Origin of the sequence: Vibrio sp. NC2, assembly GCF_025195005.1 — a bacterium.
Taxonomy (GTDB): Bacteria; Pseudomonadota; Gammaproteobacteria; order Enterobacterales; family Vibrionaceae; genus Vibrio; species Vibrio splendidus.
This window is the reverse complement of the sequence record NZ_JANVFC010000017.1, coordinates 1-12,467: the sequence shown is the minus strand read 5'-3', so window position 1 is coordinate 12,467 and position 12,467 is coordinate 1. Positions and strand designations below refer to the sequence as shown.

The following is a 12,467-nucleotide window of genomic DNA, read 5'->3' as shown; positions in this document are numbered from 1 at the left end:
GGCAGATTTGAACTCGTAAAAATAAGATAAAGCGGCCAAAACAAAAAGTCGCTGTACAACAAAGTGCAGCGGGAGGCGCACCTATGTCTCTCGTTTGCAAACCCTACACAACAAAAATAGACACAAAAAGGAATACACAATGGACGGAGCACTGATAGGCATTGTAATTGGCATTTTAGCCATGATGGGCATGATCATAAAAACAAGAATCCCAGTGGCGCTTGCTATGATTATCGCAAGCATCATCATGGGTCTGTTTGCTGGGATGGCACCCACTGAACTTATTAATGCAATCAAAGCGGGCTTTGGTGGCGTTCTTGGTGGTATTGGTTTAATTATCGCGTTTGGCGTGATTATGGGCGCATGTTTTGAGCGTTCTGGCGCTGCTGTAAGAATGGCAAAAACGTTTGTAAAGCTATGTGGTAAAGGTCGTGAAGACTTGGCACTTGGTTTCACAGGTGTACTTGTCGCTATCCCAGTATTCTGTGACTCTGCGTACATTATTTTACACTCGCTTGTTCGCGCAATTTCACGTGATACAGGTAAGTCAGCGGTAGGTTTAGGGGTGACACTGGCACTTGGCCTACTGATCACCCACGCACTTGTTCCACCAACACCGGGGCCAGTTGCTGTTGCGGGTATTCTAGGCGTTGACCTAGGTGAGTACATGATGTGGGGTTTGATGGTATCTATCCCTATGATGTTGCTTTCTATGATTTACATTCGCCGCGTGGGCAATGAATACTACCGTGTACCAAACGGTGAAACATGGATTACTAACCAAGCTGATTGGGCAAACCTAGAAAAAGTAAAAGAGACGGATGACAAAGAACTGCCAAGTAACTTCTTATCATTTGGTCCAATCCTTCTTCCAATCGCCTTTATCCTAATCAACACACTTGTTGGTCAGGGTGACAGCGCAATGCACACTGTGATCTCTTTAATTGGTAATCCTGTAGTTGCAGTTGGTATTGGTGTTCTTATGGCGCTATACGGTCTTACTCGCCATATTGAGCGTAAAGACATGGTTAGCTCTATGGATGATGCTCTGTCTACTACGGGGCTAATTCTTGTAGTGACTGGTTGTGGTGGCGCAATGGGGGCCGTACTTAAAGCATCAGGTGCTGGTCCTCAAGTAGCAGAAGCGATTGCAAGCAGCGGTATTCCTCCATTATTAGTTCCGCTAGCCATCGCATCAATGCTTCGCTTAATCCAAGGTTCAGCAACGGCATCAATGATGGTGGCAGCAACGATGACACTGCCTCTAGTTGAAACGTTAGGTCTAGACCCTGTGTTCGTTGCACTAGCTTGTGCGGTAGGCCCGGTTGGCTTCTCTCATTTGAACGACTCTTACTTCCATATTATCAACCGTACCTTAGGTATTACTGAACTTGCTGACCAAATCAAAATCTGGTCTGTATCTTCAACCGTAGCATGGGCAATTGGTGCAAGTATCATAATGATTCTAAACCTAGTCTTTGGTAAAGGCGGCACGTTGATCGACCCACTGATTCCAATTGCGGTCCTAGGCGCTGTATTTGTATGGCTAAAAAGCAAAGAGAAATCACAAGTAAAGACAGCCGTTACTAACTAATACTGCTTACCTTTATATACTGCCCCTATTAAGTGATTAGCTTGCTGATCTTCAATAGGGGCATTTTTGGATCGGGCACTCATCAAACCTAATATTCTTTTGGATCTCTCAGTATGAAAATTGTTATTGCACCAGACTCGTTTAAAGAATCTTTATCGGCTGTATCGGTGGCGGCGTGTATTGAAAAGGGCTTTCGTGAAATCTTCCCTGACGCTGAATACGTGACCTTACCTCTGGCCGATGGCGGTGAAGGTACGGTAGATGTATTGCTACAAGGTTTAGCAGGACAAAAGCGAATCCATCAAGTGGAAGGGCCATTGGGCGCATTGGTTAATGCTGAATGGGCGATGCTTGAACCATCCGATCGCAACCCGAACAAAACGGCATTGATTGAAATAGCTGCTGCATCGGGCTTGGATTTATTGAAACCAGAGCAGCGTGTTCCGTTGATTGCTTCTTCATTCGGCACAGGGCAATTGATTTTGGAAGCGATAGAGCAGGGTGCTCAAACCATCATTCTTGGATTGGGTGGCAGTGCGACCAATGATGGTGGAACGGGTATTGTTCAGGCGCTTGGTGGTAGCTTGTTGGACAGCAAAGGACAAGAACTGAGTAGGGGTGGTGCTGCACTTGCAGAACTCGCATCAATAGAACTTACCAGCTTAGATTCGCGCTGTGCTGGTATCGAGTTGATCGTCGCGTGCGATGTTGATAATCCACTGTGTGGTGACAACGGTGCTAGCCACGTATTCGGCCCACAAAAAGGGGCGACGCCTGAACAAGTCTTACTGCTTGATAAGGCGCTAGCGAATTTTGCTCAAATCTCAGAAAAGCAAGGTTGTGTTGGTGATGAACCCGTTCACAGCCGCACGGGGTATGGCGCGGCTGGTGGCACGCCGATGGGACTTGGTCTGCTATTTAATATGCAGATTAAACCGGGGATTGAGATGGTGCTTGATGTTCTTCAAGCCGATGAAGTACTGAAAGGTGCTGACCTTGTGATTACTGGCGAAGGGCAAATGGACAACCAAACGCTACAGGGAAAAACACCTTATGGCATTGCTAAACGTGCGAGCTTACAAGGTATTCCCACCATAGGAATTGCAGGATCTTTAGGTACTGAAGTCGAAGCTTTATATGGTGAAATGAGCAGCTTGTTCGGGACGGTTCGTTCTCCTCAGTCACTTGACCAAGTTCTGCAGGAGGCTGAAATGAATCTAACCAGAACGGCAAGAAATATAGCAGCGACGCTCAAGCTAGGAAGAAAGATACTGAGCTAATCAGTGTGTCACATCGTGGTTTCTAAGTTGGCCGATTAATAGGTTTTATAGATTATAACGATAAATACAAACGATTATATTTTATGCCATTAGAGGTCTATTCTATATCCATAGTATTTTAGGGGCTTTTGAAAGGAAGCCAGTATAAATATCAAGGTGCACTCACTATTGCTGCACCTTTGGACCTTAAGGAATAGATCATGAGTAAAAAACTAACTACGGCTGCGGGTTGTCCTGTTGCTCATAACCAGAATGTTCAAACTGCGGGTAAGCGCGGTCCTCAACTTCTTCAAGATGTTTGGTTTTTAGAAAAGATGGCGCATTTTGACCGCGAAGTCATTCCAGAGCGTCGTATGCACGCGAAAGGTTCAGGCGCTTACGGCACATTTACTGTTACGCACGACATTACCAAATACACCAAGGCAAAACTGTTTTCTGAAATAGGTAAACAGACCGACCTGTTTGCACGTTTTACAACAGTTGCGGGTGAGCGTGGTGCCGCTGATGCTGAGCGTGATATCCGCGGCTTTGCATTGAAGTTTTATACTGAAGAAGGCAACTGGGATATGGTGGGTAACAACACGCCAGTATTCTTCCTTCGTGATCCTCTTAAGTTCCCAGACTTAAACCACGCGGTTAAGCGTGACCCTCGCACCAATATGCGCAGCGCGAAGAACAACTGGGATTTCTGGACTTCTTTGCCGGAAGCTCTACACCAAATCACTATCGTGATGAGTGACCGTGGTATCCCTGCGACTTACCGTCACATGCATGGTTTTGGTAGCCACACGTTCAGTTTTATTAACGCAGACAACGAGCGTTTCTGGGTGAAATTCCACTTCAAATCTCAGCAAGGTATTAAAAACCTGTCTGATGCAGAAGCCGGACAATTAATCGGTAATGATCGCGAAAGCCACCAACGCGACTTGTTAGACAGTATCGACAACCAAGACTTCCCTAAATGGACGTTGAAAGTGCAAGTGATGCCAGAAGCGGATGCAGCGAAAGTGTCTTATAACCCGTTCGATTTGACTAAGATCTGGCCTCATGCGGATTACCCATTAATTGAAGTGGGTGAGTTTGAATTGAACCGTAACCCACAAAACTTCTTCGCTGAAGTTGAGCAGTCGGCATTCAATCCTGCCAACGTGGTTCCGGGTATCAGCTTCTCACCAGACAAGATGCTGCAAGGTCGTTTGTTTGCTTATGGTGATGCGCAGCGTTACCGTTTGGGTGTTAACCATCAGCATATCCCAGTGAACGCACCTCGTTGCCCTGTACACAGCTACCACCGTGATGGTGCGATGCGTGTTGATGGTAACTTTGGTAGCACATTGGGTTATGAGCCAAACAACGAAGGTCAATGGGCTGAGCAACCAGATTTCGCTGAACCAGCATTGAACCTCGATGGTGCTGCAGCGCACTGGGATCACCGTGAAGATGAAGATTACTTCTCGCAACCGGGTGACTTGTTCCGCCTAATGACACCAGAGAAGCAAGCGATTCTGTTTGATAACACTGCTCGTAACCTAGGCGGCGTACCAAAAGAGATTCAATTGCGTCACCTAAGACACTGTTACAAAGCAGACCCTGCATACGGTGAAGGCATTGGTAAACTGCTTGAAATCGACGTGAGCGAATTTAAGTCGTAATTAATCATCTTGATTCGTTAATCGAAAGGCCGTTGAGTGAATCACTCGATGGCCTTTTTTGATCTCGCTGATCATCAAGCAACCCTAAATCATTGAAAAGTTGAACTATTCACTTTGATAGTTTTTACCTATCGAATTGATAAATTTATCCCATTATCTTTGTAAGAACGATCGGATTATTCTACGACTATCAGTTTATAAAGTAGAAGAATTTGAGATGAATAAGAGCGCATTAATCGTTGAAGGTGGGGCAATGAGAGGCATTTTTGCTGCCGGAGTTTTAGACGCCTTTATGCAAGACGATTTCCGTCCTTATGACTTTGCCATCGGCGTATCTGCAGGTGTGTCGAATCTGGTTGGTTACTTATCTCATGCACCAAAACGCAGTTATGATGTGATCACCACGATGGCGACCGACAAAACTTTCTTTAATCCAACTCGCTTTGCTAAAGGCGGTAACTTGGTGGACGTGAAGTGGTTGTGGGATGAGTCTAACCAACGTTATCCACTCGATTGTGGTGAGCTGTTTTCAAGTATCCCACTCATTGCTGCTGTAACAAACGTCGATACAGGCAGTGCAGACTACTACCATATCAAGCCAGAAAACCTCTCTAACGTGGTGGAAGCGACAACCGCTTTACCTATCGCTTATCGTGAAACGCCGTGCTTCTCTGGTGGTTGTTATACCGATGGTGGCGTAGCCGATTCAATTCCGGTGCGTGAAGCATACCGACGTGGTGCGCGAGACATTACCGTGATTCTTTCTCATCCTTTGAGTTACCGAATGAAGCCTCAAAAGCACCAATGGATGCTGAAAAAACTATTAAAGAAATTCCCTAACATTGCAGAATCGATGGCAGTGCGTGCTGAAAACTATAACCAGTCTTTGGAGTTCATTCGTAACCCTCCAAAAGATGCGACCATCAAGGTGATTGCGCCGCCAGAAGCGTTTGCGGTTAAGCGACTCACTATGGATCAAACTGTTTTGGATACAGGTTATCAAATGGGTGTGAAGGCTGGCGCAGAGCATCTGGCCATTCGTAAAGGCATTTATGGTTTGGATACCGAGGATTGTCATTTCTGCGTCTAGGAACGGTTTTAGAATACTGGATAAACGAAAAAGCCACGCTGTTCACTTAGGAATAGCGTGGCTTTGTGTTTGTAGATCTGGTCTGTTATTAACTCAGCCAGCTATTAACTCAATCTGTTATTAAACGAGTTCGTTGCCGCTGGTGTTGCCAGTAAAGAAGGCATCGACGCTGGTGAGCGTTGTATTGGCGATGTTGAACAGAGCATCTTTAGTCAAGAAGGCTTGGTGACCAGTGAACAATACGTTGTGACAAGCGGATAGGCGACGGAATACGTCATCGACAATCACGTCGTTAGATTTGTCTTGGAAGAACAACTCTTTCTCATTGTCGTAAACATCAAGACCAAGCGCGCCGATTTTGCTTTGTTTGAGTGCTTCAATTGCAGCAGTTGAATCCAGCAGTTCACCACGACTGGTGTTGACGATCATCACGCCATCTTTCATTTTGCCAAATGCCGTTGCATCCAACAGGTGGTAGTTCTCTTTACTCATTGGGCAATGCAAAGAAATCACGTCAGATTCTTGGTAAAGCTCGTCGAGTTCGACGTATTTAGCACCCAGCTCTTTTGCCAATGGGTTCGGGTACGGGTCGTAGCACAAGATGTTCATGCCTAAACCTTTCAGAATACGCATCGTCGCTAAGCCAATCTTTCCTGAACCAATTACACCAACGGTTTTACCGTGGAAGTTGAAGCCAACTAGTCCCTCAAGAGAGAAGTTCGCATCACGAGTACGTTGGTATGCTTTGTGCAACTTGCGGTTCAAACACATCATCATACCGACGGTGTGTTCTGCTACAGACTCGGGAGAATAAGCAGGAACGCGAACCACTTGCAGACCAAACTCTTTGGCTGCGTCTAAGTCGACTTTATCAAAGCCCGCGCAGCGCATCGCAATCAGCTTAGTGCCGCCTTTTGCTAGAATCTCTAGCACATCTCGCGATAGGTCATCGTTTACAAACGCACAAACGACTTCGTTGTCGTGCGCCATTTTTGCTGTTGTTGTAGTGAGTCGAAAATCGTGAAAATGGAACTCGGCGTTGAGTTCGCCTTTTGCAAGTTCAAATGATTTTTCGTCGTATGATTTTGAGCTAAAAAAAGCAATGTTGAGCATGGCTTCCTCTCTTACCTAAAATATAAATAATCCACTGATTCATTATCTGAAACGGGATTAAAACTAATAACTTTGTCCAGTGTGCTAGAGTTTTTTTGTCTTGTCTATCACCATTAGTCACTGTAATTACTATGGTTATTTGATCTTCTATCATCACTTTTTGAACATCGGAAATCACACTACGAAGTAGCTTGCTTATAAGTTCATCAATATTGAATGGATCTTACTTTCGGGTGTTGAACATCTTCTTGGTCTCTTTTTCTGACCAGAAGTTAATGTTGAATTGCGCGTCGTCACTCAGCTCTACTCGATGCCAATATTGAGGTGGACTTGTGGCAAATTGCCCTGCTTGGATCGTGATAACACTTTCTGGTTCTGTCGCGTCGGCATCGGCAAAACCGTAGAAGGTGACCGTGCCTTCCATTACACAAATCTGGCCGAATACGCCCTCAGCGGTATTGTGATGATTGAGAAGCGCAGTCGGTATGTTGTCTTTGGTGAAAAATGGCGTTGAACGTTGAATTTTCCAGTGTGACGGAATACGTAAATGACTCATATAAAACCTCTTATCTGTCTGTATTTTAAATACAAGCTTTAGCTTTGATTGAATTGGTGACCGTGATTACCAGTAGTTTTCACTGCTGAATTGGCCGGGTTTTCGGCGTAAGTGCTTCTCGAAACCTAAGCTGGTTAGTGCTTCACTTGTGTCGCGAACCATTTGCGGATTGCCACAAAGGTAGAAAAAACTGCGGGTTTGATTGAAAGCGACAGACGTGGTTTGCTCAAGGTCGCCTCCAAGTAACAAGCTTGGGATTCGTCCGCGCAAAGTTCCGGTGACTGATTCTCTAGAAATAATTGGCACATATTGTAGTTTCCCTTGGAAGTGATTAACGAGTTGAGCGATACGGTCTCGATAAGTCAGGTCTTGTTCTGTTCTTACGGCATGAACCAGTACAAGGTTTTTGAATGACATTACTTTTTCGACATCTGAGCCGTTTTGCTGCTGTATCTGCATGCTTTCGAGCATCGAGATAAAAGGCCCAACGGCCGTCCCGGTTGAAAGCATCCATAGATCCTCGGCGATCTCTGGGATCTCATCTAAGGTCATAAAGCCGCTTGGGTCTTTGCCAACAAAGATGTCATCGCCTACCTTCAACTCATGAAGTTGAGGTGAAAGCTGACCGTTCTGATCCTTAATAATCAAAAACTCCAGGTGTTGGTGACCTTGTTTGTGCTCTGGCGCATTCACCATCGAATAGGCTCGCCTTACGAACTCATCCTCACTGTTAAGCAAGCCAAGTTTCGTGAACTGACCCGCCTGATAGGGAGAGACGGGAGCACTGACTTGCAGCGAGAACAGTTGATCTGTCCATTGTGTTTTATGTAAGACTTTGCCAGTTACCAAACCATGAGGAATATCTGTCATATCATCACCTTTACTTAGAGAAGTTATCTCATTAAGGATACTCAACTATTTACACTTTGGAGTTGCATGTACCATGCCATTAATGAGAATGCTTATCAATACTGTCGATTCGGTGAGAATGAACTTAAATGATGTCAAATAGACTTCGTATTTACTGTGTCTAAATGACATCTTTGTTGTTTTTTGATGTGGTTCCTTGTGATTAAGAACGATGAGTTGCTCTATGGACACAGACCAAAATTGATACAGTGGTTTGACCCCCAGGGTATTCAACCAATTACTAAAGAGAATATTTTACAGATGAGTATAATGTCGGCTTTCGATCTCAATATAGCCGTGTTTTATGCTTGATAATCTTCGTATGGTCTTGAACGTATTGTTCGTGACTATCAATACCGCAATGACTGCGTTTACCGTGAGCTTCTTTGGCCTCATCAAACTGATTCTTCCAATCTCTATTGTTCAAAAGTCATGTACTCGTTTAGCGAACTTCACATTTTGGTGTTGGGCTTCGCTTAACCTTTGGATGTTGAATGTGAATAACGATATCGAGTGGCAAGTCGAAGGAGGGGAAGATATCTCGACCAAGCAGTGGTACCTGATGATGTCGAATCACCTGAGCTGGGCGGATATCGTGATCTTGTCATCAATCTTGAAAGACAAGATGCCGATGACTAAGTTCTTCCTCAAGCACGAACTGTTGTATGTTCCCTTTGTTGGATTGGCCTGTTGGGGCTTGGATATGCCGTTCATGAGACGTCACTCGCGTGAGTTTTTGATTCGTAACCCTGAGCGTCGTAATGATGACTTCGACGCAATCAACAAGGCATGCACTAAGTTCAAATGGGCACCAACAACATTGGTCAACTTTGTCGAAGGGACACGTGCAAATCACGAGAAGCTGGCGACAGCGAAAACACCGTATCGACATCTACTCAAACCAAAAACCGGCGGTGTGGCGTTTGCTCTGTCTGCGATGGGCCCAATCTTAGATGGTATCGTCGATGTTACTCTGGCTTATCCAGAGAATCAGATATCTCCGTTTGAAGACATGCTGAAAGGTAAGATGAAAAAGGTGGTCGTGCGTATTAAATTGCATCCGATGGATGAGAACGTGAACGGCAATTACTTTGAAGACAAAGCGTTTAAGCGCCGTTTCCACAGTTGGTTGAATAACACGTGGAAAGAGAAAGACGAGTATCTCGATACGGTTTATGCTCTTGATACAGTTGATACAGTTGATACAGTTGATACAGTTGATACAGTTGATAAGAAGCAAGAGCAGTAAGATCAAACCAAACAAATAGCATCAAAAAAGCCGATAGTTCATTGAACTGTCGGCTTTTTTATTGAATCGGTTTCATCGGCTTGAACAGTGAAGTTAGTGCTTACTATGTTCTTAACTTTTTAAAGTGAAGATACTCAAAGAGAGTGCAAAGTTAAATCGCTTGGTAAGCATTGATGATGTGCTTCACTTGGCTCGGTTTGCCTTGCTTCTCTTGTCCTTGATGGATGCGTAAGTAGTGCTGCAATGTTTTGGCTTTGTATTGCTGAGATATCTGTAACTGCTGTTCGCAACTCGGCGCCCAGATCTTGTCACCCACGTTTGATATATCACTAACAGCTTGGTTCTTTTCAGCTTCGCCTTGGTTATTGCTGACCAATAAAATTTCGTAATAACGACGGTTTTCTTCGATCAGCACTTCATCAATAAGACCGAACTTGAGCGCTTTTAAATGGCTTCTTAGCTCGAACTGCTGATGGACTGGGCAAAGCAAAAAATCGATATCTTTGTCTGGATGTTGATGATGAATATCATCGACGAGCTTCTGAGTGAGATCGCCACCGACGCCCGCAATAATAACCAGGTGTTTACCAGTATGTTTCTGGAGTGGAATAGCGGCGACATCCATGCAGTAAACTTGCCATTGGCTGGTAACCGTTTGTTGGTCTGAATTATCTTGGGGAAAGTAACGAGTTAGCTTGTCTTCCAGTTCATTCATCAGAGACGGAACAATATCGACAAAGTGAATCTGAGGCGCTTTATTATCCGACAACAGTTGAACACCCAAAAAGCCGTGATCACAGCAACAATCCCAAATGTGTTGGTAGTCATTGCTGACAAGAGAGTGGAGAGTTTGCAGTCGGTTGCTGAGCTTCATAAGATTCGTGTCGTTAGAAAGTGATAGGGCGTTGTCGTATCGAAGGCGCATTGTAATGACTTTATACAAAAACAAAAGCACCTAGAGGTTAAATTCTAGGTGCTTTATGTGTACACGTGAATCTGCGGCGGATTATGAAGCTTGCGCGACGGCTCTAATATGGCCTTCCACTCGGTTCTTTCCGAGCTGTTGAGCGATGAGTTTCGCCTGTTCCGCAAGCGCTAAAGCCGAATCCGTTTCACCTACTATTTGCGAGAATCCGACGCTGACACCTAATGATAACGTGATATCTGGCGTGGCAACGGCTTGCTCACTAACTCCAATTCGACATTGGTCCAGCTGGAATTTGGCATCCTTCACATCATTTGCTTTGAACAATACAGCGAACTCCTTGCCTCCAATACGTGCTAGACAAAGCCCTTTAGGTTTAGGGAAGTATGAGCGTATCGCTTCTGCAGTCAGCTTGATCATCTTGTCACCGACCGCCTCACCATAGGCGCGATTAACGTGGTCAAAGTTATCGATGTCGAGCAGAGCAACATAGGTATCTGGCTCGTCGGCGTAGTTTTCCAATGCGATATTGAAACTGCTTTTGTTGTCCAACTGAGTCATCAGGTCTTTACTGCTCAATTGATGGTGGAGCAGTAAGTTAGACAGCGAGACCTCGGTGTAATCTCTGATCATACGCAGAATACTCTGGCTGATCGGTAAGTTCGCGTTCACATAAAGTACTGCGACCAACTGTTTGCGAGAGTGCAAAGGAATGCAGTAGTGACGTTGGTGTATTTTGAGTTTACATGCCAGAGGATCGGCGTACTTACCACTTCGATAAGCCATGGTGTCTGGTGTAAATCGTTCTGCAAGGGCCTTGTCACAATGTACCGTTGATTTGTTTCCGTGATAGTCGATGGTACTGAATGCGTGGTTTTCAGGCTGATAGAGACAGAATTGAATCCCTTTTTGGTAGGTAAAGCTAGCCAGTATGGATTTCAACTCTCGCTTAAAGCTTACGAGGTCATCGACCTTATTCAGTTGAGATAAAGATACGTTCAAGCGATAAGACAAATAGTTTGCCCCAACCCACAACAGAATCAGAGAACCAAGTACGACACCAGTTAATGTGAATTGATATGAGCTGGTTAGGATATCGTGACGATCGGTACCTGCGATGAACACCCAGTTCAAGCTGTTGTCAGCATCGAATACCGATATTTTGAAGTTATCTTGATAGTAGTATTCGTGTTTACCGACGGTTTCGCCTTGCGAGAGTTGGTGGCTTATTCCAGCGTGGTAGCTGATCGATTTAGAGCCGATACGTTTTGGATTAGGGTGAAAGACAAGTCGTTCTGTTGCTCGATCAACCACAAACACATAGCCGTGATTAAGCGTTTTTAAGTCTCTTAATCCTTGGGTTGTGTGCAATAGATCAAACTCAATCCATATCTCTTCGTTCAATCTTTCCGCTGTATGTTTTACCGCGAATACCCAACGACCATCGGGCTTTTGATAAATAGAAGAGATATAAAAATTGTCAACAACACTGTCTATTGGATTCCATTTGATGGAGCCAACTTGTTCATTGGAAAGAGGTAAGCCACGACTTGATATATATTGTTGGGTTTGAGGTTGGTATCGAACGATATCGGAGAAGTTAGGTGTTCTTTTTAGAATGTTATCACTCAGTTCTCTGAATTTTCGATCACCGATTGGAGCCGTTTTAGGTAAGCCTAGACTGGTTTCTAGAAAATAGAGCTTGCCAAATGTGGCTTCGATGTTGGAACGAATCGTGGAGCTTGCGATTCGAATATTTGATGATGATTGTTCGGTTGCTGCTGTTTCTACTTTTTCAAGCTGAGCCACAGCAAGATAGAGCATCCCTCCAGTTAATAAAATGATGTATGGTTTAAAAAGCCGAATTAATGTTTTAGGTAAAGCCATGATATCCAAAGACGTTATAGATTCATTTTTATAGTACGGCCATACTAAACAGTTTTCGTAATCACATCAATGCAAATGATTCCATATAAATGAATGATTTCTGTGATATTCGGCTAACAAAAAAGCCTGCTCACGTGAAGTGACCCCGTAAAGTTGGACATTTCTGTTAAGCGGCTTTCAAGGCCTGAGTTCGATATTCTATCGGAGTCAGG

Annotated in this window: 10 protein-coding genes; 5 read left to right on the top strand and 5 right to left on the bottom strand. The window is 44.5% G+C overall.

Going from position 1 to position 12,467, the window contains the following annotated elements; translation table 11 throughout:
• Window positions 1-139 precede the first annotated feature (139 nt).
• The 4 genes from NX845_RS17985 to NX845_RS17970 all read left to right on the top strand — a co-directional run bounded on the left by NX845_RS17985 (window position 140) and on the right by NX845_RS17970 (window position 5,616).
• A complete protein-coding gene (locus NX845_RS17985) occupies window positions 140-1,594 on the top strand; it encodes a GntP family permease (RefSeq protein ID WP_054545884.1) in 1,455 nt (484 codons plus the stop codon).
• A gap of 113 nt (window positions 1,595-1,707) precedes the next feature.
• Window positions 1,708-2,874, top strand: coding sequence for a glycerate kinase (locus tag NX845_RS17980; RefSeq protein WP_260257037.1), 1,167 nt, complete (start codon window positions 1,708-1,710; stop codon window positions 2,872-2,874).
• Window positions 2,875-3,074: 200 nt separating this feature from the next.
• The gene (locus NX845_RS17975) at window positions 3,075-4,526 is read left to right on the top strand and encodes a catalase (protein WP_102492340.1); all 1,452 of its coding nucleotides are present in this window, start codon (window positions 3,075-3,077) and stop codon (window positions 4,524-4,526) included.
• A gap of 217 nt (window positions 4,527-4,743) precedes the next feature.
• Entirely contained in the window at window positions 4,744-5,616 is an 873-nt protein-coding gene (locus NX845_RS17970) for a patatin family protein (RefSeq protein WP_076649263.1), read from the top strand.
• Between the two features lie 120 nt (window positions 5,617-5,736).
• Here NX845_RS17970 and NX845_RS17965 read toward each other — a convergent pair whose 3' ends face one another.
• The 3 genes from NX845_RS17965 to NX845_RS17955 form a co-directional block, all read right to left on the bottom strand.
• Complete coding sequence (locus NX845_RS17965; protein ID WP_017081793.1) at window positions 5,737-6,729, bottom strand: 2-hydroxyacid dehydrogenase; 993 nt, start codon at window positions 6,727-6,729, stop codon at window positions 5,737-5,739.
• A 223-nt stretch (window positions 6,730-6,952) separates the two neighbouring features.
• Entirely contained in the window at window positions 6,953-7,285 is a 333-nt protein-coding gene (locus NX845_RS17960; RefSeq protein WP_260257036.1) for a DUF1971 domain-containing protein, read from the bottom strand.
• A 66-nt stretch (window positions 7,286-7,351) separates the two neighbouring features.
• Window positions 7,352-8,155, bottom strand: coding sequence for a ferredoxin--NADP reductase (locus tag NX845_RS17955; protein ID WP_260257035.1), 804 nt, complete (start codon window positions 8,153-8,155; stop codon window positions 7,352-7,354).
• Window positions 8,156-8,498: 343 nt separating this feature from the next.
• Between NX845_RS17955 and NX845_RS17950 the strand changes: the two genes are divergently transcribed.
• Complete coding sequence (locus tag NX845_RS17950; protein ID WP_260257034.1) at window positions 8,499-9,443, top strand: acyltransferase; 945 nt, start codon at window positions 8,499-8,501, stop codon at window positions 9,441-9,443.
• A 151-nt stretch (window positions 9,444-9,594) separates the two neighbouring features.
• Here NX845_RS17950 and NX845_RS17945 read toward each other — a convergent pair whose 3' ends face one another.
• Window positions 9,595-10,317: a tRNA (adenine(22)-N(1))-methyltransferase TrmK gene (locus tag NX845_RS17945; protein ID WP_260257058.1), complete on the bottom strand. Its 723-nt coding sequence runs from the start codon at window positions 10,315-10,317 to the stop codon at window positions 9,595-9,597.
• A 132-nt stretch (window positions 10,318-10,449) separates the two neighbouring features.
• On the bottom strand, window positions 10,450-12,192 hold the full coding sequence (locus NX845_RS17940; protein WP_260257057.1) for a diguanylate cyclase domain-containing protein: 1,743 nt from the start codon (window positions 12,190-12,192) through the stop codon (window positions 10,450-10,452).
• Window positions 12,193-12,467: the final 275 nt, after the last annotated feature.